This window comes from Sphaerisporangium melleum, assembly GCF_014646695.1.
Classification (GTDB): Bacteria; Actinomycetota; Actinomycetes; order Streptosporangiales; family Streptosporangiaceae; genus Sphaerisporangium; species Sphaerisporangium melleum.
The window spans coordinates 200,320-221,770 of record NZ_BMNT01000007.1; the positions used below are offsets into that span (position 1 = coordinate 200,320).

Consider the following 21,451-nt stretch of genomic DNA (forward strand, 5'->3'; position numbering starts at 1 on the left):
GCGGTCGGCATGAGGATGTGCCGCATCACGCGGGCGACGACACCGGCGGGTGTACGGCCGTTCCGCCGGCCTCGCCGCTCCGGCCCGGCCGCGGCCGGGAAGACGCGGAGTGCCGGTTACCAGGGGGAGGCGACGAGGCACTGCAGGAGCAGGCCGGTGAGCGCCTGGACGGCGAGCATACGGCGGGCGGGGGCGTACGCCGCGGCCAGTCCGATCCATACGGCGAAGGGCAGCCAGATGCGTTCCACCTCGCCGCGGGTCACCCCGCTGATGTCCAGCGCCAGCACCGCCACCAGGGCCGCGGCCACGACGGTGCCCGTGCCGTGGCGGCGGGCCGCGTCCAGCATGGCCGCGGGGGTGAGGGCTTGCCTGCGCGGGAGGCGGGGCGCATCCGGCGTGGCGGTGCCCGTGAGAGGTTGCCGGCGCGGGGCAGGTGGCACGTCCAGCGCGGCCGCACCTTGCCGACGCGGGAAGCGTGCCATGTCCAGCACGACCGCGCCGGGGACAGATCGTCGGTGCGGGACGCTGGACACGTCCAGTGTGGCCGTGGGGCTGAAGGGTTGCCGGCGCGGGAGGCGGGCCATGTCGAGCACGGTCGCGGTGGGGAGGGCTTGGCGGCGCGGGAGGCGGGGCAGCAGGCGAGCGAGGCCCATGGCCGTCGCCGGGCCGGTGATCAGGGCGAGCACGGCCAGGTTGGCCACGAGGAAGTACCAGTAGGGGCGGGCGGCGCCAGGGTCGGCGGCCCACTCGGCGTGCGTGGCCGCCACCCCCGCGGGCCAGGAGAAGCCCGCCGCCGCGAAGGCTGCCGTCACCGCCGCCGCTCCGGCCACGACCGCGGCCACCACCGGCCATGACGGGCGCACCAGCACCGCGACGGCCACCGGGATCGCCAGGTACGGGACCAGTCCGTAGCTCAGGTACGGCAGCGCGCCGAGCAGCACTCCCGCCCCCGCCGCGTACCCCAACCTGCCCATGTACCCGGTCGCGGCCGCGTACCCCGACCTGCCCGCGTCTCCGGCTCTGGCCGCGTACCACCCCACCCTGCTCACGTACCAGGCCCCCGCCGTGTATCCCAGCCTGCCCACGTACCGGGATCTGGCCGCGTACTCGGCTCTGTCCGTGTACCCCGGCCTGCCGGCGTCCCTGGTCGCGGCTGCGTACCGCATCCCGGCCGCGTCCCCGGCATCGGCCGCGTACCGGTCTTTGGCCGGTGACCGGATGCCGAGCACCAGCAGGGCGACGCCCCAGGCGCCCACGCCGGCGAAGAAGGCGTCCATGGTGGTGGCGATCCAGACCGAGGCCGGGGTCAGGGCGAGGTACGGCAGCGCCCGCCGGGCCGCCTCCTCCCCCGCGAGGTGGCGCACGGTGAGCCCGATCGCGACCGTGGCCGAACAGCCGGCGGCGATCACCACGATCGCCGCCCACAGCGGGCCGGGCAGTCCCACCGCCGCCAGTGCCCACACCACCAGCACCGGCAGCGGTGGATGCCCGCGCACGTGCGTCGGGTACTCCGGCAGGTGCCGGGTGAAGCCGGCCAGCCACCCGAGCGGATCGTCGCCCACCGCGGGCAGCACCGCCAGGTACTCCTGCGGGTGGGTGAACGGCGCGGCCGGCCCGTCGGCCGACACCGCCAGCAGGAATGTCCAGGCCAGCGCGAAGCCGTAGGCGATGAGCGACGCCCGCCCGAACCCGCCCCGCCGCACCAGGCCGGGCAGCACGCGTACGGCGACGACCGCGAAGAGCACGGCCGGCAGCAGGGTGAAGGTGAGCACTCGGAAGTGGGCGTGCAGCGGAGGAAGGTGGTCGATGCGCAGCACGCCGAGCCCGTGCAGCACCGCGCCGGCCCCTCCGGCCACGGCGATCAGCGCGGCCCAGCCGACGAGCGCCCTCCGCTCCGTACCGCCGCCGCTCCACACCGATCGTGCCCTCACGTACTCCCCGCCGTCCACGCCTTCACGCTGCCCGCTCGATTCACGCCGTCCACAGGTGCCGTCCGCATCCGCCGGTGCGCTTCGCGCCGCCCGGGTGCTCTGGGTACTCCCCGCCGCCCACGTACTCCCCCGTCCGCATCGCCGTGTTCTCCGCGCTTCCCTGTCCGGCGGGTCGATGCGTCATCGTCCGTGGCGGCGTCCGGCCCGCGCGGCCAGGCGCTCCGCGTGGCAACAGTAGGTCTGATCTGGAGGCGGGTTGAAGGGACGTCACCGGTCCGTAAGACTTCTCCGGGGCCGGCTGTCCTAGCGTCGGATCATGGTGATCGACGTGATCCTGCCGTGCCTCAACGAGGAGGCCGCTCTCCCGTGGGTACTGGAGCGCATGCCGCCCGGATACCACCCGATCGTGGTCGACAACGGATCGACGGACGACTCGGTGAAGGTCGCCACGGGTCTCGGGGCGCGGGTGGTCGTCGAGCCGCGGCGCGGGTTCGGCGCCGCCTGTCATGCCGGGCTGCTGGCCGCGACCTGCGACATCGTCGCGTTCATGGACGCCGACGCCTCGCTCGACCCGCGGCACCTGCCGCGCGTGACCGGGCCGGTGGTGGCCGGTGACACCGACCTCATGCTCGGCCGGCGCATCCCGCGCTCGGCCCGGGCCTGGCCGCCGCACGCACGCGCCGGGAACGTCCTGCTCGCCGCCATGCTGCGCCGGCGCACCGGGGCCGCCCTGTACGACCTCGGCCCGATGCGGGCGGCGCGGCGAGCCGAACTCATCGACCTCGGGCTGCGTGACCGCCGGTTCGGCTACCCGCTGGAGATGGTGCTGCGCGCCGCGGCGGCCGGCTGGCGGATCGGCGAGACCAAGGTCGACTACCTTCCCCGCGCGGGCCGTTCCAAGGTCACCGGTACGGTACGCGGCACCCTGCGCGCCATCGGCGACATGCGCCGAGTCATCCGCGAATCCTCTTGAAACGACGTATACCGCCTCTGCGGCGTGACAAGGTGCCCCAGGTTCCCGCCATAGGGCGGCGCCGGCTTCGCCGTACACCGACCCGCCGACGCGGCGCCGATAGGTACCCATCGGAGAGACGGCGGGAAGGCAGCCGACGGAGGTGTGGGGCAGGGGCCAGGCAGCGGGGGTGGGCGAGGAGGTCGGGGTGGAGCAGGGCATGAGGTGAAACGTGTTCGAGTGAACACGGAGAGGAGTTAGGCTGTATCAGGCCCCGGCCGCTCCCCGGGTCGCGGTCGCTGATGCCCGCACAGGGAGCGGACGACGGCCCTTCGTGGATGTGTCGTCCAACTCCCTCGGTGTCGGTGATGGCCTTTTCCCCTGATGACCTCCAGCTCGGTGACCACGTATGCCTGGTCGGCGAGTCCGTTGACGAATATCTGGACTTCCTGGCCGCCTTCACGCACAGCGGGCTGGCGGCCGGCCACAAGGTGATGGTGCTCGCCGAGGTGATGACGACGGCGGCCACCCGGGCCTGGCTGGAGGCGCGGGTGCCCACCGCCGAGGCCGCGGTGGCCTCCGGCGCACTGGAGATACAGCCGGCCCGCGAGATGTACCTGCGCACCGGAGACTTCAGTGCGGACCAGGTGATGAGCGCTTTCGCCGAGACGTGCGACCAGGCCGCCCGCGACGGTTTCAGCGGGCTGTGGGTCTCCGGCGACATGTCGTGGGCCCTGTACGACTCGGTGTCGGCCGCGCACCTGATGGACTACGAGTCGGCCGTGAACCGGCTGTTCCTGGACCGGCGCATCGCGGGGGTGTGCCATTACGAGCTGCGGATGTTCGACCCGGTCGTCCTGTCGAAGGTCCGCACCGCCCATCCGCTGGTGGCGGGCGGGCACGCGCTGCGGTTCACCCGCGTCGGCGACCCGCCCGGCCTGCGGCTGACCGGGACGGCCGGCGCCGCCAACGCCGAGGCGCTGGAGGCCGTCCTCGCCTCCGAGTCGCACACCGCCGGTCCGGTCACCATCGACGCCACCGGCCTGGTGGTCACCGACGGCACCCCGCTGCGCCAGTTCGCCGACCTGGCCGCGGCCCGCCATCCCCACCCCACCATGCTGCGGGCCGGACCGGACACGCTGGCCAGGCTGCACCAGCTCCCCACCGGCCCGCTGATCGTCCACCCGGCCGACTGACCGCGCCGCCTGATGCGGCCGACCGCTTCCCGGGCCGCGCCGGCCGGTGGCGTTGGTCTCCTTCACCCGGTTGCCCGCGGCCTCGTACTCGGTCGTGGTGGTCTTGCCCGCCGCGTCTGCCTGCCGCCGACTCCGCATGGCTCGGAGCCGGGCGATCGGCTGGCCTGATCCGGACGGCCGCCGCCCGGCGCACGTTGGAAGATGCGCCACCACCCGCACGCGGACATGCTGGCAGATGGACGTGAGGACGAGCTTTTCCCGAGCGGCCGGAGAGCGGCCGGTAAGAAAGGTGGCGGCGCCGGTGACCGAATGCCGAATCTGTGGCGGCGAGGTCGAGGAGTTCCTGGACCTCGGACGCCAGCCGCTCTCCGACGCGTTCCCGCGCCCGGGCGAGGTCGAGGGCGAGTTCTTCTACCGGCTCGCCGTCGGACGCTGCCTGGCGTGCACGATGGTCCAGCTCATGGAGGAGGTCCCCCGCGAGCGGATGTTCCACCAGGACTACCCCTACCACTCGTCGGGGTCGTCGGTGATGCGGGAGCACTTCACCCGTACCGCGCTGAACTTCATCGACACCGAGCTCACCGGCGCCGACCCGTTCTTCGTCGAGATCGGCTGCAACGACGGGGTGCTGCTGCGCACGATGGCCGAGTCCGGCGTCCGGCACCTGGGGTTCGAGCCGTCCGGAGGGGTGGCGCAGGTCGCCCGCGAGCGGGGCGCGCGCGTGCGCACCGAGTTCTTCGAGGAGGCCACCGCGACCGCCGTGCGGGAGGCCGAAGGACCGGCCGACGTCATCTTCTCGGCCAACACCATCTGCCACATCCCCTACCTCGACTCGCTGCTGCGCGGCGTGGACGCGCTGCTCGCCCCGAACGGGATCTTCGTCTGGGAGGACCCCTACCTGGGGGACATCGTGGAGAAGACCTCCTTCGACCAGATCTACGACGAGCACTTCTTCCTGTTCTCGGTGCGTTCGGTGCAGGAGATGGCCGCGCGGTTCGGGTTCGAGCTGGTCAACGTCGAGCGGTTCCCGGTGCACGGCGGTGAGATCCGCTACACCATCGCCCGGACCGGCGCCCGGACGCCGTCCGCCGCGGTGGCCGAGCTGCGCGCCCAGGAGGACGCCCGGGGCCTGGCCGAGCCCGAGGTGCTCCAGGGTTTCGCGTCCTCGGTGTCCCGCATCCGCGACGACCTCGTCACCCTGCTGCGCTCGCTGCGCGCGGAGGGCAAGACCGTGGCCGGGTACGGTGCGACGGCCAAGAGCGCGACCGTCACCAACTTCTGCGGCATCGGCCCCGAGCTGGTGTCGTACGTGTGCGACACGACCCCGGCCAAGCAGCACCGCGTGACCCCGGGCGTGCACATCCCGGTCGAGCCGCACGAGGTCTTCGCCGCCTCCTATCCGGACTACGCGCTGCTGTTCGCCTGGAACCACGCCGAGGAGATCATGGCCAAGGAGCAGGAGTTCCGTGACGCGGGCGGCCGGTGGATCCTCTACGTGCCCGAAGTGCGGGTGGCGTGATCATGGACGAGCTGTCGCCGATCTACCGCCAGGCCGAGGTGTACGACGCGCTCTACGAGGGGCGCGAGCGGACGTACGAGGCCGACTCGCAGACCATGGTCAAGAACATCCGTGACCGCAACCCGTCCGCCTCCTCGCTGCTGGACGTGGCGTGCGGCACCGGGCGCAACCTCGGCTACTTCGCCGGCGCCTTCGACCACGTGGAGGGCGTCGACCTGTCGCAGGACATGCTCCGGGTCGCGCGCAAGCGGCTGCCGGACGCGCCGCTGCACCAGGGCGACATGAAGGACTTCCACCTCGACCGGCGCTTCGACGTGATCACCTGCCTGTTCAGCTCGATCGGCTACCTGGAGAACGCCGAGCAGCTGAACACCGCGCTGCGCTGCTTCAGCCGGCACCTCAACCCGGGCGGGCTCATCGTCATCGAGCCCTGGTGGTCCCCGGAGAACGCGCTGTCCGGGCGCATCATGGGCGACGTCGTCACGGTGGACGGGCAGACCATCGCCCGGCTCTCGCACACCGTGGTCGAGGGCAAGCGCCACCGGATGACCGCGCACTACCTGGTGGCCACGGCCGAGGACGGCATCCGGCACTTCACCGACCTCCACCTGCTGACGCTGTTCACCCGGCGGGAGTACGAGACGGCCTACGCCGAGGCGGGCATCTCCTCCGTCGAGCTGCTGCAGACCGGGCCGGACCGCCCGGGCCTGTACATCGGCGTCAAGTCCTGACCTGCTCATAGGTCCGCCGGCCGATGGCCGGCGGGCCCGGAGCGGCAGCTGAAAGCACCGAACGCGCCGGAAGCGCCCTGCGACCGGGACGCCCCGGGCCTCGCGGCCCGCGGCCCCCGATCACGCAGGGCGCTTTCCGTGTCTTCGTACCACGTCGTCCGCCGGTCGTCCTCGCAGGTCATTCCGGGTCCGGACGCGCGTACGCGACGACCCCGGCACGAGACCGGACGGACCGGTTCGTGCCGGGGTCGGCGCGCGAGAACGAGCGGCGGGGGTCAGCCGCGGGCGAGCACCTTGCGCAGGGCGGTGATGATGCGGTCCTGCAGGTCCTCCCCGAGCGCCGGGTACATCGGCAGCGAGAAGATCTCGTCGGCCGCGGCCTCGGTCACCGGCAGGTCGCCCTTGGCGTAGCCGAGGTGGGCGAACCCGGTCATGGTGTGCACCGGCCACTGGTAGCTGATGTTGAAGTGGAGGTCGAACTCCTTGAGCGCCTCCAGGATCTGGTCGCGGGCGGGATGGCGCACGACGTAGATGTAGTAGACGTGCTCGTTGCCCGGCGCCACCTGCGGCAGGAACAGCTCGGTGTCCCCCAGGCCCTCGGCGTACCGCTGGGCGATGTCGCGGCGGGCGGCGATGTAGTCGTCCAGCCGGCGGAGCTTGCGGCGCAGGATCTCGGCGTGCAGCTCGTCCAGCCGCGAGTTGTGGCCGGGGGTCTGCACGACGTAGTACTGATCCTCCATGCCGTAGCGGCGCAGTTTGCGCAGCTCGCGCTCGGCCTCGTCGCTGGAGGTGATCACCGCGCCGGCGTCGCCGTACGCGCCGAGGACCTTGGTGGGATAGAACGAGAACGCGCCCGCGTCGCCGACCGTGCCGGCGATCCGGCCGTTGCGCCGCGCGCCGTGCGCCTGCGCGCAGTCCTCCAGGAGCTTCAGGCCGTGGCGCGCCGCCAGCTCCTGCAGCGGGACGAGGTCGACGCACTGCCCGTACAGGTGGACCGGGATGATGGCCTTGGTCCGCTCGGTGATGGCGCCGGCCACCCGGGCGGTGTCCATGAGGTAGGTGTCGCGGTCGATGTCGACGAACACCGGCGTCGCGCCCACCCCGTCGATGGCGAGGACGGTCGGCGCCGCGGTGTTGGACACGGTGATGACCTCGTCGCCCGGCCCGACTCCCAGGGCCTGCAGGGCGAGCTTGACCGCATTGGTGCCGTTGTCGACCCCGACGCAGTGCGTCACACCGTTGTAGGCGGCGAACTCTCGCTCGAAGCCCCGCACGCTGTCGCCGAGGATGAGCTGGGGCGAACGGAGCACCGTGTCGACGGCGTCGAGGATGTCCTCGCGCTCCTTCTCGTACTCCGGCCGGTGGTCCCATACGTAAACAGGCATCGGTGCACGAACTCCTTCGGGATCGCTTCTTCTGTCACAGGCTGTTCAGGCACAAGAGCAGGGTTCTGGCCTCGATGCCGAGGTAGTAGCTGTGCCGTTGCAGAGCCAGCAGTTGCTCGACCGTGATCCACGCGAAATCCGGCGGCACCTGTAAGGGGAACTCCTCGCCGGCCTCCACCACCAGGTAGCGGGTCTCGGCGTGGTGGAACCGGCCGCCCTCTTCGGACTGCACGACGTCGTAGCGGACGACGCCTTCCGGCGCCGACAGCAGGTAGTCGAGGTACTCGGGACGGTGGTCCGGCGGCGTGCCGGGATAGTCGGTCATCATGAAGCGCACGGTGGGGCCGATCTCGACGGTGTCCCGGTAGCCCGGCAGCGCCTCGGCGCGCACCAGCGCGTGCAGCCGCCCGCGGATGCGCCGGACGACCAGCCCGGCGAGGCCGAGGCCGTGCGGCGCCAGCAGCGGCTGCTTCCAGCTGTGCACCTCGCGGGTGTCGGCGTGCACGCGGACGCCGACGATGCTGAAGTTCCCGCCGTGCACACCCTCGTGCCGCGGGCTGATCCGGTAGGCGTCCCTGTGCCATCCGGTCACCGAGTCCAGCGGGACCAGGCGGGTGGCCAGCTCGTACTCACTCTTGCGGCCGGTGAACCAGCTCAGGATCTCCGTCATCGAGTGCAGACCGGCCGGGTCGCCCACCTCCCACGGCGCGGCGCCGAGCACCTCGCCGCCGTCCGGGCCGGTGAAGGGCAGGAAGCCCAGAGCCGTACGGGCGTCCATGTTGATCACGTTGGGCTGCCGGAGCAGCCGGCGGATCTGGCCGAGGGTCAGCCAGCAGAAGTCCTCGTGCTCGGGCACGTCCTCGGTGACCTCGACCACGACGTTGCGGTTGCGCTTGAGGTGGAACCAGGCGCCCTGCTCGGACTGCAGGATGTCCACGACGACCCGGCCGCGGCCCGGCTCGGTGAAGTACTCGACGTAGGCCGCGCGCCTGCCGCGGTGCACCTGCGTGTAGTTGCTGGACGTCGCCTGGACGGTCGGCGAGAGCTGCACCAGGCCGAGGTTCCCGGGCTCCATCTTGGCCTGGAGCAGGAAGTGCAGGACGCCGTCGAACTCCTTGGCGATGATGCCGAGAATGGCGATGTCGCGCTGCACGAGAATGGGCTGCGACCATTCCCTGACCCGGCCGTGGTTCGCCCGGACGTGGAGTCCCTCGACGCTGAAGAACCGGCCGCTGTAGTGCTCCAGATTCCCGGTTCCCGGGGCGAAGAGCCAGCCGCCGGGCTCGGTCAGCTCGTCCAGCGGGATCAGGGTGTTCTCGAACGGCTGCCGTCTCTTCGCGGCGAGCCATTCGTCGATGTCCGGGGACATCCGTGAGGTGGTGACCTGCGCCGAGGCGGCGACACGGGCGGCGAGGCCGACGGACGGGCGCAGGTCGAGCTGATCGAGTCGCGCAGACACCGGTAGCCCCCCAGGAGGTCGTGTGACTGCCTGCATCGTCATACGCCCGCGCTCGGCGACGCACCTTCCGGATTGCGGTGTGCGCACGGCATCACAGGAGATGCGTCATCGGCCCGGCGGCCTGCACGCTGTTTCCATGCCAACCGGCGCATCCAGGAAGTGGGTGACCCATGCAGTTCTTGTCTGAGCAGGAGAATTCCTCCGCCGCGGTAATCGGAATGGGTTATGTGGGATCGGCCGTCGCGGGGGTCCTGGCCGGGGAAGGCGTGGACGTCGTCGGGATCGACGTCAATCCGTCGCTCGTCGCCCAGCTGGAACAGCGCCGTTGCTGGTTCAGTGAGCCGGGCCTGCCCGAGCTGCTGTACAGCGGCCTGGACTCGGGCCGGCTGCGGGTCACCACCGACTACGACCTGGTCTCCGGCGTGGACGTCGTGATCATCGCCGTGGGCACCCCGGTGCAGGACACCGAGCTGGTGGACACCTACCTGCGTACGGCGTGCACCGAGCTGGCGCCGCGCCTGCGCAAGGGACAGCTCGTCATCCTCAAGAGCACGGTGCCGCCGGGCGTGTCGAGGAACGTCGTCGCCCCGCTGCTGGAGAGCGGCGGCCTGAAGGTCGGCGAGGACATCGGCCTGGCCTTCTGCCCGGAGCGGCTCTCGGAGGGACAGGCCCTCCAGGAGATGCGGACGTTCCCGATCGCCATCGGCGGCTTCTGCCCCGACAGCGCGGCCGCCGCGGCGGCGTTCTGGGAGCAGACGGTCGGCGTCCGCACCATCACCTGCACCTCCATGGAGAGCGCGGAGATGGTGAAGCTGGCCAGCAACTGGTGGATCGACCACAACATCGCGATGGCCAACGAGCTCGCCATGCTGTGCGGCGCGCTGGACGTGGACGTGCTGGAGGTCATCGGCGCGACCAACACGATGCGCAAGGGCAGCGGCAACGTCAACATCCTGCTGCCGAGCGTCGGCGTCGGCGGGTCCTGCCTGACCAAGGACCCGTGGATGGTGTGGCGCGCTGCCCGCGACCGGGACGTCGAGCTGGAGACGATCGCCGTGGCCCGCGAGGTCAACGACTCCATGCCCGCCTACACGGTGGACCTGATCACCGACGAGCTGGCCAGGACCGGCCGTACCCTCGCCGGGTCGAAGATCGCGATCTTCGGCGTGGCGTTCAAGAACAACACCGGCGACCTGCGCGCCACCCCCGCGCTGCCGGTGGTGACCCGGCTGCAGCAGGGCGGCGCCGAGGTCGCCATCTTCGACCCGCTCGCCGACGCGGGCGAGGTGAAGAAGATCTTCGGGCAGGCGCCGGTGGAGACGGCACGCGAGGCGCTGTCCGGCGCCGACTGCATCGCCGTGCTGGCCCGGCACGACCAGTTCGACGACGTCGACTTCGTCGCGCTCCGGGACGCCGTCGCGCCGTCGTGCGTCATCATCGACGGCCGCGCCTACTACTCCCGGGAGACCATCGACCGGTTCCGGGAGAACGGGTTCGCCTACCGGGGAATCGGAAGGTAACGGCATGGCACGGGTCGTGGTCACCGGAGGATGCGGCTTCCTGGGCAGCCACCTGGTCGACGAGCTGGTCCGGCGGGGCGAGCAGGTCACCGTGTTCGACGGCGGCGCGCCGCCGCCCGACCAGGCGCCGCCGCCCTCGGTCCGCTACGTGGCCGGTGACATCAGGGACGCGGCGCAGGTCGCCGAGGTGGTGACCGACGGGGTGGACATCGTCTACCACCTCGCCGCCGTCGTCGGCGTCGACCGCTATCTCGCAAGCCCTGTCGACGTCATCGACATCAACCTGCTCGGCACCCGCAACGTCCTGGACCTCGCCTCGCGTACCGGGGCGAAGGTCGTCGTCGCGAGCACCAGCGAGGTCTTCGGCAAGAACCCCGCCGTCCCGTGGCGGGAGGACGACGACCGCGTGCTGGGCAGCACGGCGGTGGACCGGTGGTGCTACTCCTCCAGCAAGGCGCTGGGCGAGCACCTCGCGTTCGCCTTCGTCCGCGACCGCGGGCTGCGGGCGTCCATCGTGCGCTACTTCAACGTGTACGGCCCGCGGCAGCGGCCGGCGTTCGTCGTCAGCAGGAGCCTGCACCGGGCGCTGAACGGCGAACCGCCGGTGGTGTACGACGGCGGCGGCCAGACGCGGTGCTTCACCTACGTACGGGACGCGATCGACGCGACCATCACCGTGGGCACCAGCGCCGCCGCCGACGGCGAGTGCTTCAACGTCGGCAGCTCGGTCGAGACCACGGTGGCCGAGCTGAGCGCCCTGGTCGCGGAGCTGACCGGCTTCGCGTCGGTCGTGCCGATCGAGACCCGCGCCAAGCTCGGCGACCGCTACCAGGACCTGCGCCGGCGCGTACCGGACACCGGCAAGATCGCCCAGGTGCTCGGCTGGCGTGCCTCGACCGACCTGCGGGAAGGGCTCGCCCGGACGATCGCGTGGGCGCGGGAGAACCCCTGGTGGCTCGCCCAGCCCGACAGCGGCGCCGCCCCGGACCCCGCCCTGGCCGGGAGCACGTCCGCCTGACCCCTGGCAGGACCGCGTCCTCGCCTGCCGCCCCGGGTGCCCGTACGGCACCCGGGGCGGCGGGGTCAGTGGCGGACCGCCACGTACAGGCCGCGGCCGCACAGACCGTCCTCGAAGTACTCCGCCGTGCAGCCCGCGTCGGCGAACGCGGCCAGGTACTCCTCGCGCGGATAGGTGTACATCACCTGGTCGTCGGCGAAGTGCCGGATGCCGTCGGCGTCGGCCACCAGGAAGTGCGTCGCCAGATGGTGCCCGTCGCCGCGCAGCTCGCCGTGCGAGACGCGCGCGATGGTCAGGCCGCGGTCGGTGCGCACGATGTCGCCCACCACCCTGCGGTCGACGATCCGCTCCGGCGGGTACCACGGCTCGACCATGAGCACCCCGCCCGGGTTCACATGGCGGGCCATGCAGGCGATCGCCGCCTTCACCCCCGGCAGCGGCAGGAAGGCGACCGCGCTGTGCAGGCAGACCACCGCGTCGAAGGTGCGGCCGAGGTCGAAGTCGCTCATGTCGCCGGCGTGGATCGGCACCCGCGGCAGCTTCCGCATCGCCTGCTCCCGCATGGCGGGGGTGATGTCGAGCCCGGCCACGTCCGGGAAGACGTCCTGCAACGTGCGCAGATGCTCTCCGGTGCCGCAGCCGACGTCCAGCAGCGAACGCGCGTCCGGCTTGCGGGCCCGGATGTGGCCCGCGACGGCCTCGGACTCGGCGGCGTAGTTCTTGCGCCGCCGCGTGTAGACCAGATCGAAGAGCTTGGCGTGTTCGGTGTCGTAGAGCATGACCGGCCCTTCTCGTCATGCCGGTTCACCGGCGTCCGTCGATCAGCGCCACCATCATCAGCGGGCGCGCCCCGGCGGCGCATCCTTGTGGGTGCGCAGCTCCCGGACGGCCGCGCCCCGCGCCGGAACGGTGGTCAAGCACGCAATCCAGAAGACGCCCCGGACACCACCCCCGGCCCATACTGGGGAACGTCGACTCCAGTCAACGGGACCGAAAGCAGCCGGAACCACTCCACAGCCCCACCGGCGCGGCGCTCGCCGCGGCGCGCTCCCCCGGCTCGGGCGCGAGGGCCCCAGCGGCCGCCGGCCGCCAGGGCGTCTCCGGGCACGGCCGCTGCCGCTCACCATTTAGGAGGAAGGGCTCCGATGCGAATCCTCTTCGTGACCAACCCCTTCAAGTCACACCTGTACGTGCAGGTGCCGCTGGCCTGGGCGCTCCGTACCGCAGGGCATGAGGTGTGCATCGCCGGCCCGCCGGACATGGCCGACGACATCGCGCGCACCGGCGTCCCCGGCGTGTCGATCGGCGAGACGCTGCTCCTGGCCGAGAAGGTCGCCGCGGTGCCGCCGATCCCCGAGGCCACCGGCCCCGCCGACCCGCGCGGGCTGCGCACCGGCAAGTCGGTGCAGAGCGACTTCGGCTGGGGCGACCCGTACATCGAGTTCAAGGACCTCATCTCCGGCGTCAAGGGCGTGTTCTACCCGGACTCCACCGTCAACGACATGGTCGACTTCGCCAAGACGTGGCAGCCCGACCTGGTCATCTCCGACCCCACCGCGCTGCCCGGCGTGGTGGCGGCCCGCGCCGTCGGCGCCGCGCACTGCCGCATGCTGTTCACCGTCGACCGCATGGCCCAGCTGCGCGCGGCCTGCCGCGACCGGTTCGCCACCGACGGCGACCCGCTGCGCGACTGGCTGGAGCCGCTCCTCGCCCCGTACGGCGCGCAGTTCGACGAGTCGGCGGTGCAGGGGCAGTGGACCCTGTCCCCGATGCCGCAGTGGGTGTGGCGGCCGGAGGGCGTCCACTACGTCCCCATGCGCAACGTTCCGTTCAACGGCCCGGCGACCACCCCCAAGTGGGTGTACGAGCCGCCCACCCGCAGGCGCGTCTGCGTCACGCTGGGCATCTCGCACCGGGACGCCAACATCGAGGGCACGTCGGCCTCGGCCGCCGAGCTGTTCGACGCGGTCGCCGACCTCGACATCGAGGTGATCGCGACCTTCAACGCCAAGCAGCTCGAATCGGTGCTGAAGATCCCGGACAACGTGCGCACCGTCGACTTCGTCCCGCTGAACGCGCTGCTGCCCTCGTGCGCGGCGATCGTCCACGAAGGCGGCTGCGGCACCTTCGCCACCTCGATCGAGCACGCCGTCCCGCAGGTCATCGTGCCCAACGACTTCAAGGTCGAGAAGTGGTGGGGCTCGATCGCCATGGCCGACGCCGTCGAATCCCGCGGCGCCGGCGTGTACTCGGTGAACGCCGGCAGCATGACCGCCGACGTGCTGCGCGACTCCCTCAAGCAGGTCCTGGAGGACCCCTCGTACGCCGAGAACGCCGCCAAGGCGCGCAGCGAGGTGCGCGGGATGCCGACGCCGTACGACGTCGTGCCGATGCTGGAGAAGCTCACCGCGGAGTACCGCACCTCCCGCCCCTGACCCGGTCCCGCCCACCGAACGAAGAACTCGAAAGGACGGACGGGAAGATGAAGGGAATCGTCCTCGCCGGCGGGAGCGGCACCCGGCTGTTCCCGCTCACCCTGGTGACGTCCAAACAGCTGCTCGCCGTCTACAACAAGCCGATGGTCTACTACCCGATCTCGGTGCTGATGCTGGCCGGGATCCGGGACATCCTGATCATCTCCACGCCGTCCGCCGTCCCGGTCATCGAGAACCTCCTCGGCGACGGCTCGCAGCTCGGCCTGAACCTGTCCTACGCGGTACAGGACGAGCCGCGCGGCATCGCCGAGGCATTCCTGATCGGCGCCGGCCACGTCGGCGGCGACAGCTCGGCGCTGATCCTCGGCGACAACCTCTTCCACGGCGCAGGGTTCCCCGAGCTGCTGCGCGACGCCCGGGAGTCGCTCGACGGGTGCACCCTGTTCGGCTACCCGGTGACCGATCCGGAACGGTACGGCATCGGCGAGGTCGACGCCTCGGGCCGGCTGGTCTCCATCGAGGAGAAACCGGCCATCCCGCGCTCCGACAACGCCATCACCGGCCTGTACTTCTACGACAAGGACGTGGTCGACATCGCCCGGGGCATCAGGCCCTCCGCCCGCGGCGAGCTGGAGATCACCGACGTCAACCTCGAATACCTCAGGCAGGGCCGGGCCAAGCTGGTCGGCCTCGGCCGCGGCCACACCTGGCTCGACTGCGGCACCTACGACTCCCTGCTCGCCGCCAGCCAGTACGTGCAGGCGGTCGAGAAGCACCAGGACGAGCGGGTCGCCTGCCTGGAGGAGATCGCCCTGCGCATGGGCTTCATCGACGCCGAGGCCTGTTACCGGCTCGGCGCCGGAATGGGCCAGTCGCACTATGGGCGTTATCTGACGGAGATCGCCTACGCGCACGACTGACCCCTCCCGCCGTTCCGCCCGGCCGCCCAACACAGCGGCCGGGTCGAATGGCGGGCCGGTCATTCTCCGGCCGGAAAACGGCCGCGGTGATTGTCCGCCGAAACGGCGTGCCGGTGATCCTCGAGCCGGCTGAACGACAGGCCATCGCCCACCGTAGCCGGGCGGAACAGCGAACCGCTGGTCGCGAGGCCGGACGGAGCCACCGGCCGGCGACGCCGCAGCCAGGCGAAACGACCGCCGTCTTTATATTCATCGCGCGGTCCGCCGTTTATCGTGCCGTCCCGGCTCTGTTTCTTCCGCGTTGCGCATTATCCATTGGTCCGCCGGGCCCGGGTCCTATATCCGCGGCCCGGTGTTACGCTCGAATTCGAGCCCCGGTCCGGTCGTCCGCCGAACGCAAATGGCCGTCATCGCCCCTCAGACATAGCGGAGTTTCCATTGTCGACTTGGAGCGCCACTCGCAGCCCCGCCGGACGGTTCGGTACGCCGGTCACCCCGAACGGCCGAGCATTGCTGACCCTGGTCGAACAGGATGCCGCCCGCATCCGGGACGGCGCGGCCGCCAACGACCGGCTCGGCGAGTTCCCCACCGACGTCTTCGAACGGTTCCTCGACAACGGCGTCATGGCGGGCACCGTCCCCGAGGAACTCGGCGGCATGGGCGTCTCCTGCCTGTCCGACGTCGCCACCGTGCTGGAGACCGTCGCGGCGGCCGACGCCTCCACCGCGCTCGCCCTGCACGTGCAGTTCAGCCGCGGCCTGACCCTGACCTACGAGTGGCGGCACGGCTCGCCCCCCGTACGGGCGCTGGCCGAACGACTGCTGCGCGGCATGGCCACCGAACGACTGGTGATCTGCGGCGCCGCCAGAGACCACCACACGGCGGTGACCCGGCTGACCCCGGACGGGAACGGCGGCTGGCTGCTGTCCGGCCGCAAGACGCTCGTGACCCTCACCCCGATCGCCACCCACTTCCTGGTCCACACCCAGAAGGTCGTCGACGGCGAGCCGGTCACCCTGGCCGCCGCGATCGTCGACCGCACGGCCCCCGGCCTGACGGTCGTCCCCAAATGGGACGGCCTCGGCATGCGCGCCTCGGGCACCTACGACATCGCGTTCGAGAACTGCCCGGTGAGCGCGGACGACGTGCTGCAGCGGGAGACGATCGGCGCGCACAGCGACCGCACGCTGTCGGGGCAGACCGTCAGCTCCATCACCATGCTCGGCATCTACGCCGGCGTCGCGCGCGCCGCCCGCGACATCGCCGTGGGCACGGCCGCGCACCGGTCGGCCGCGCGCGGGACCCTGCCTCCCTCCGCCATCCGCACCATGGTCGCCGACATCGAGACCAACCTGTTCACCCTGCGCGCCGCGGCCGCGGCGGCGCTGACCAACGCCGACGAGCTCAACGAGGACCTCGACGGCGACCTGGACGAGCGCGGCCGGCGGATGATGGTGCCGTTCCAGTGCGCGAAGCTGACGGTCAACCGCCTGGCCCAGTCGGTGGTCAACGACGCGGTGACCATCGTCGGCGGCGCGGCCTACGACGCCGCGCACCCGCTGTCGCGCCTCTACCGCGACGTGCGGGCCGGCTGGTTCATGCAGCCGTACACCTACATCGACGCGGTGGACTTCCTCAGCGGCCTGGCCCTCGGCATCGACCGCGACAACAACTACCTGAGCTACCGCGTGACCCCCGCCGTCGCCGCCCAGTAACCGGCCTTTCAGGTCAGGGTGGCGAACCAGCGGCCCGCCTCGTGCCACGGCTCCACCGACGGAAAGCCGCAGCGTCGCGCGAGCGGGCCGATGTCGTCGGCGGAGACCGTCGCCCAGGTGAACCAGTCGGCCGCCCGCCCGCCACGGCGCAGCCGTACCCGATCCACCCCGCTGGGCGAGCCGGGCGGCGCCAACTCGGTGATCACCGCGCCGCCGGGCCGTACCAGCTCGCGGAGCCGGCGTAGCAGGGCCTCCGGGTTCCCGCCGATGCCGATGTTGCCGTCCGCCAGCAACGCCACCGCCCACCGGCCGGTGCCGGGCAGCGGCTCGAAGACGTTCCGGCACAGCGCCGGCGCGCCGGCCCGCCGGGTCAGCGCCACCGCCAGCGGAGTGACGTCGATGCCGAGCACCGGGACGCCCATGCCCGCGAGCGCCGCGGTCAGCCGTCCCGGCCCGGAGCCGACGTCCAGCGTCGGACCGTCGCACCTGGCCAGCAACCGCTGGTCGCCCGCGATCGGCCGCAGCCAGCGCTCGGCGCCCAGCGGCCGGACCGTACCGTCGGAGTACTCGACGTCCACGTCCCTTCCCTGCAGCGCGTCCTCGTAGAAGGCACCGATCACGCGGCCTCCCCGCGCTCGGCGGATCGGACGGCGAGGAATGGCGGACGACCGTACCCGCCGAGGTCGCCGGACGCCGCGACGCGGGCGCCGGGCAACGGCGGCGGACGGCGGCTCCGGGCGGAACGCTGGATCACGCAGCGAACGTACAGCCGCCGGTGCCCCCTGATCCTTACGGATCAATGACGGGCACCGGACCCCCGGTGACCTGGGAAAGCACGACCTGCCCCCGATGGCTCGCACCGGCACGGACGCGGGACACCTGCTTTTCCTATTGCGCTCCGCAAGAGTGAGATGATGTCGCGGATACGGCAGTAAGTGAGTGAATCTCATTGCTGATGCGAGCCAGAATCGGTCTTTAGGATTGCATGTGCGAAGGGTATGGTGAAGTTCGTGGCAACGTTCCGGATCAGCGAGGCCGCCGCGCTGCTCGGGGTCAGCGCGGACACCGTCCGCCGATGGGTGGACGCCGGCCGGCTGACGGCCGAGCGGGACGAGCACGGCCACCGGCAGATCGCCGGCGCCGACCTCGCCGCCTTCGCCCGTGCCCAGGTCGGCGCCGACGGCGACGGCGCCCGCTCCTCCGCGCGCAACCGCTTCCGCGGGATCGTCACCGAGGTGATCCGGGACGAGGTGATGGCGCAGGTGGAGATCGCGGCAGGGCCGTTCCGCGTGGTGTCGCTGATGAGCCGGCAGGCCGCCGACGAGCTCGGCCTGGTGGTGGGCGTCGTGGCGGTCGCCGTGATCAAGTCCACCAACGTCGTCGTGGAGATCCCCGGTCACGAACGCGTGGCCGGTACCTCATAAGGAGCCCCCCTTGGTGTTCAGGCGTCTTTCCCGGTGGGCCGCCGCCCTCCCCCTCGCGCTCGTCCTGGCCGGCGCGGCCGGCTGCGGCTCCAGCGACCCGGCCGCGTCCGCGGGCGCCTCGGCCGGCGGAACCACGACAGTGACGGTGTTCGCCGCCGCGTCGCTCACCGGCACGTTCACCGAACTGGGCAAGGCCTTCGAGACCGCCAACCCCGGCACCACGGTCCGGTTCAACTTCGGTTCCAGCGCCACCCTCGCCCAGCAGATCACCCAAGGCGCGCCCGCCGACGTCTTCGCCGCGGCCAGCCCCGCCACGATGAAGACGGTGACCGACGCCTCGCTCGCCGCGGCGCCGACGACGTTCGTCCGCAACAAGCTGGTGATCGCCGTCCCCACCGACAACCCCGCCAAGGTGGACGAGCTCAAGGACCTCACCGACCCCAAGGTCAAGGTGGCGCTGTGCGCCGAGCAGGTGCCCTGCGGCGCCGCGGCGGTCAAGGCGCTGGACGCCGCCGGGCTGACCGTGAAGCCCGTCACCCTCGAACAGGACGTCAAGGCCACCCTCACCAAGGTCGAACTGGGCGAGGTGGACGCCGCGCTGGTCTACAAGACCGACGTGATCGCCTCGGGCGGCAAGGTGCAGGGCATCACTTTCCCCGAGGCCGACAAGGCGATCAACGACTACCCCATCGCCACGCTCGCCAAGGCGCCCGCCGGTGACCTCGCCAAGCGGTTCGTCGACCTCGTGCTCTCCCAGCAGGGCAAGGACGTCCTGACCAAGGCCGGCTTCGAGGCGCCCTGACCGTGACCACCACCACCAGCACGGCACCCGCCCGGCGTCGCGACCGCGACCCCGGGCAGGGCGCCGTCACCGGCCGCCTGCCCTGGGTCCTCCTCGTACCGGCCCTGCTCGGCCTGGGCTTCCTGGTGCTCCCCCTGGCCGGGCTGCTGGTCCGCGCGCCCTGGTCCACGCTCGGCACCCGGCTGGCCGAGCCCCAGGTGCTGGAGGCGCTACGGCTGTCACTGGTCACCGCCACCCTCGCCACCGCCGTGTGCCTGCTGCTCGGCGTACCACTGGCCTGGCTGCTGGCCCGGGTGACCTTCCCCGGCCGGCGGCTGGTCCGCGCCCTGGTCACCGTGCCGCTCGTCCTGCCTCCCGTGGTCGGCGGCGTCGCCCTGCTGCTGGTGTTCGGACGGCGCGGGCTCGCCGGACAGTGGCTGGAAGCCGCGTTCGGCATCACGCTGCCGTTCACCACCGTCGGCGTCGTCGTCGCCGAGGCGTTCGTGGCCATGCCGTTCCTGGTGATCAGCGTGGAGGGCGCGCTGCGCGCCGCCGACCAGCGCTTCGAGGAGGCCGCCGCCACACTGGGCGCCTCCCGCCTGGTCATCTTCCGGCGGGTCACCCTGCCCCTGGTCGCGCCAGGCATCGTGGCCGGGGCCGTACTGTGCTGGGCCAGAGCGCTCGGCGAGTTCGGCGCCACCATCACCTTCGCCGGCAACTTCCCCGGCCGCACCCAGACCATGCCCCTGGCCGTTTACCTGGCCCTGGAGACCGAACCCGAAGCCGCGATCGTCCTCAGCCTCGTGCTGCTGGCCGTGTCGGTCATCATCCTGGCCGGCCTGCGCGACCGATGGGTGACCGCACCATGACCCCGAACGCCCGCCTGGTCGTCACCCTGCCCGGCCTACCCGACCGGTGGGTGACCGCACCATGACACTCCACGCCCGCCTGGCCGTCATTCCGGCCGGCCTGCCCGACAGGTCGGTGACCGCGCCATGACCCTGAACACACGTCTGGTCGTCCCCCTGGCCGGGCTGCGCGACAGAAGGGTGACCGCGCCATGACGCTCCACGCCCGCCTGGTCGTCACCCGGCCCGCCTTCCGCCTGGACATTGAGCTGCACGTCGGCGCCGGAGAGGTCGTCGCCCTGCTCGGCCCGAACGGCGCCGGCAAGACCACCGCCCTGCGCGCGCTCGCCGGGCTCACCGGCCTGTCCGAAGGCGGCCACATCGAGCTGGACGGCGAGCCCCTGCACACGCTGGCCGTCGAACACCGCCCGATCGGCATGGTGTTCCAGGACTACCTGCTCTTCCCGCACCTGTCCGCGCTGGACAACGTCGCTTTCGGGCCGCGATGCCGCGGCGCGTCCAAGGCGGACGCCCGCCGCGTCGCCGCCGAACTCCTGGACCGGGTCGGCCTCGCCGACAAGGCCACGGCCCGGCCCCGGCACCTGTCCGGCGGCCAGGCCCAGCGCGTCGCCCTGGCCCGCGCGCTCGCCGTACGCCCGCGCCTGCTCCTGCTGGACGAGCCGCTGGCCGCGCTCGACGCGCACACCCGCCTGTCGGTCCGCTCCCGGCTGCGCCACGACCTCGCCGGATTCGACGGCGCCACCGTCCTGGTCACCCACGACCCGCTCGACGCCATGGTGCTGGCCGACCGGCTGATCGTCGTCGAACACGGCGCCATCGTCCAGCAGGGCGCCCCTGCCGAGGTTGCCCGCCACCCGCGCACCGACTACGTCGCCCGCCTGGTCGGCCTCAACCTGTACCGAGGCACCGCCGCCGGGCGGCAGATCAAGGTCGGCGAAGTGCCGTTCAACGTCGCCGACCCCCTGGAAGGGCCCGCGTTCCTGGCGTTCTCCCCCGCCGCCGTGGCCCTGTACCGCACCCGGCCGGACGGCAGCCCGCGCAACCTGTGGCAGGGCGTCATCGAGGGCATCGAACGCCACGGCGACAGCGTCCGCGTCCACCTCGGTGGCCCGATCGCCGCCTTCGCCGACATCACCCCGGCCGCCCTCGCCGACCTCGACCTGACCCCGGGCCGGCAGGTGTGGGTATCGGTCAAAGCCACCGAGACCCACGCCTACCCGGCATGACCCCCGAGACCCACGCCTATCCGACATGACCACCGAGCCCCGGGCGCCGGACGGCCGCCACGACCCCGACGCCAACGCCATCTGCCTGGGCGGCCCCTGCCACGGCCTGCTCACCCACATCGACCAGGACATCGGCATCCTGTCCGTCCCGGTCCCCCGCCGCTCCCCCGAAGAACCCGAGGCCTGCGCCTGCTACCGCGTCACCCGCGAACGAGTCCGCTACTGGGGCCAACCCCAGCCCTACATAGCCCTCCACTGGACCGCCCAACCCCAACCCACCTGCCCCCACCCTGCCTCCTAATGGGAGTTACCGGGTTGCCTGATTGGGCAGACTCGGTGCCTGGTAGCCGTCGGTGAGTGAGCACTCTC

19 protein-coding genes are annotated in these 21,451 nt (G+C 71.7%); 14 read left to right on the forward strand and 5 right to left on the reverse strand.

Annotated features, from left to right (window positions below):
• Positions 1–116: 116 nt before the first annotated feature.
• Positions 117–1,931, reverse strand: coding sequence for a hypothetical protein (locus IEY93_RS08440; RefSeq protein ID WP_203968432.1), 1,815 nt, complete (start codon positions 1,929–1,931; stop codon positions 117–119).
• Between the two features lie 316 nt (positions 1,932–2,247).
• On the opposite strand from IEY93_RS08440, the gene IEY93_RS08445 reads away from it, so the two are divergent.
• From IEY93_RS08445 to IEY93_RS08460, 4 genes are all read left to right on the forward strand, one after another.
• Positions 2,248–2,904, forward strand: a complete 657-nt coding sequence (locus tag IEY93_RS08445; RefSeq protein WP_189162400.1) for a glycosyltransferase family 2 protein — start codon at positions 2,248–2,250, stop codon at positions 2,902–2,904.
• A gap of 347 nt (positions 2,905–3,251) precedes the next feature.
• The gene (locus IEY93_RS08450; RefSeq protein WP_189162401.1) at positions 3,252–4,079 is read left to right on the forward strand and encodes an MEDS domain-containing protein; all 828 of its coding nucleotides are present in this window, start codon (positions 3,252–3,254) and stop codon (positions 4,077–4,079) included.
• 301 nt (positions 4,080–4,380) lie between these two features.
• Entirely contained in the window at positions 4,381–5,598 is a 1,218-nt protein-coding gene (locus tag IEY93_RS08455; RefSeq protein WP_229690974.1) for a class I SAM-dependent methyltransferase, read from the forward strand.
• A gap of 2 nt (positions 5,599–5,600) precedes the next feature.
• Entirely contained in the window at positions 5,601–6,329 is a 729-nt protein-coding gene (locus tag IEY93_RS08460) for a class I SAM-dependent DNA methyltransferase (RefSeq protein WP_189162403.1), read from the forward strand.
• 275 nt (positions 6,330–6,604) lie between these two features.
• Here IEY93_RS08460 and IEY93_RS08465 read toward each other — a convergent pair whose 3' ends face one another.
• Positions 6,605–7,714, reverse strand: a complete 1,110-nt coding sequence (locus tag IEY93_RS08465; RefSeq protein WP_189162404.1) for a DegT/DnrJ/EryC1/StrS family aminotransferase — start codon at positions 7,712–7,714, stop codon at positions 6,605–6,607.
• A gap of 34 nt (positions 7,715–7,748) precedes the next feature.
• Positions 7,749–9,173 carry an NDP-hexose 2,3-dehydratase family protein gene (locus tag IEY93_RS08470; protein ID WP_229690975.1) on the reverse strand — a complete coding sequence of 475 codons (1,425 nt, stop codon included), beginning with the start codon at positions 9,171–9,173 and terminating at the stop codon, positions 7,749–7,751.
• Positions 9,174–9,343: 170 nt separating this feature from the next.
• On the opposite strand from IEY93_RS08470, the gene IEY93_RS08475 reads away from it, so the two are divergent.
• Complete coding sequence (locus IEY93_RS08475) at positions 9,344–10,693, forward strand: nucleotide sugar dehydrogenase (RefSeq protein ID WP_189162405.1); 1,350 nt, start codon at positions 9,344–9,346, stop codon at positions 10,691–10,693.
• Positions 10,694–10,697: 4 nt separating this feature from the next.
• Positions 10,698–11,711 (forward strand): NAD-dependent epimerase/dehydratase family protein, encoded by a 1,014-nt coding sequence (locus IEY93_RS08480; RefSeq protein ID WP_189162406.1) that lies wholly within the window; start codon positions 10,698–10,700, stop codon positions 11,709–11,711.
• Between the two features lie 65 nt (positions 11,712–11,776).
• On the opposite strand, the gene IEY93_RS08485 is transcribed toward IEY93_RS08480, so the two are convergent.
• Complete coding sequence (locus IEY93_RS08485; protein ID WP_189162407.1) at positions 11,777–12,490, reverse strand: class I SAM-dependent methyltransferase; 714 nt, start codon at positions 12,488–12,490, stop codon at positions 11,777–11,779.
• A 366-nt stretch (positions 12,491–12,856) separates the two neighbouring features.
• Between IEY93_RS08485 and IEY93_RS08490 the strand changes: the two genes are divergently transcribed.
• The 3 genes from IEY93_RS08490 to IEY93_RS08500 all read left to right on the forward strand — a co-directional run bounded on the left by IEY93_RS08490 (position 12,857) and on the right by IEY93_RS08500 (position 16,782).
• Entirely contained in the window at positions 12,857–14,146 is a 1,290-nt protein-coding gene (locus IEY93_RS08490) for a nucleotide disphospho-sugar-binding domain-containing protein (RefSeq protein ID WP_189162408.1), read from the forward strand.
• 47 nt (positions 14,147–14,193) lie between these two features.
• A complete protein-coding gene (rfbA, locus tag IEY93_RS08495; protein WP_189162409.1) occupies positions 14,194–15,066 on the forward strand; it encodes a glucose-1-phosphate thymidylyltransferase RfbA in 873 nt (290 codons plus the stop codon).
• 438 nt (positions 15,067–15,504) lie between these two features.
• Positions 15,505–16,782, forward strand: a complete 1,278-nt coding sequence (locus IEY93_RS08500) for an acyl-CoA dehydrogenase family protein (protein WP_189162410.1) — start codon at positions 15,505–15,507, stop codon at positions 16,780–16,782.
• An 8-nt stretch (positions 16,783–16,790) separates the two neighbouring features.
• On the opposite strand, the gene IEY93_RS08505 is transcribed toward IEY93_RS08500, so the two are convergent.
• The gene (locus IEY93_RS08505; RefSeq protein WP_189162411.1) at positions 16,791–17,402 is read right to left on the reverse strand and encodes a methyltransferase domain-containing protein; all 612 of its coding nucleotides are present in this window, start codon (positions 17,400–17,402) and stop codon (positions 16,791–16,793) included.
• 390 nt (positions 17,403–17,792) lie between these two features.
• Here IEY93_RS08505 and IEY93_RS08510 point away from each other — a divergent pair, with 390 nt between their 5' ends.
• The 5 genes from IEY93_RS08510 (at position 17,793) to IEY93_RS08530 (ending at position 21,383) form a co-directional block, all read left to right on the forward strand.
• The gene (locus IEY93_RS08510; protein WP_189162412.1) at positions 17,793–18,206 is read left to right on the forward strand and encodes a TOBE domain-containing protein; all 414 of its coding nucleotides are present in this window, start codon (positions 17,793–17,795) and stop codon (positions 18,204–18,206) included.
• Between the two features lie 13 nt (positions 18,207–18,219).
• Positions 18,220–19,008: a molybdate ABC transporter substrate-binding protein gene (gene modA / locus IEY93_RS08515; protein WP_189162413.1), complete on the forward strand. Its 789-nt coding sequence runs from the start codon at positions 18,220–18,222 to the stop codon at positions 19,006–19,008.
• 77 nt (positions 19,009–19,085) lie between these two features.
• Entirely contained in the window at positions 19,086–19,856 is a 771-nt protein-coding gene (locus IEY93_RS08520) for an ABC transporter permease (RefSeq protein WP_229690981.1), read from the forward strand.
• Between the two features lie 191 nt (positions 19,857–20,047).
• Entirely contained in the window at positions 20,048–21,082 is a 1,035-nt protein-coding gene (locus tag IEY93_RS08525) for an ABC transporter ATP-binding protein (RefSeq protein WP_189162415.1), read from the forward strand.
• Positions 21,083–21,107: 25 nt separating this feature from the next.
• Positions 21,108–21,383, forward strand: a complete 276-nt coding sequence (locus IEY93_RS08530) for a hypothetical protein (protein ID WP_189162416.1) — start codon at positions 21,108–21,110, stop codon at positions 21,381–21,383.
• The last annotated feature ends 68 nt before the right edge of the window (positions 21,384–21,451 follow it).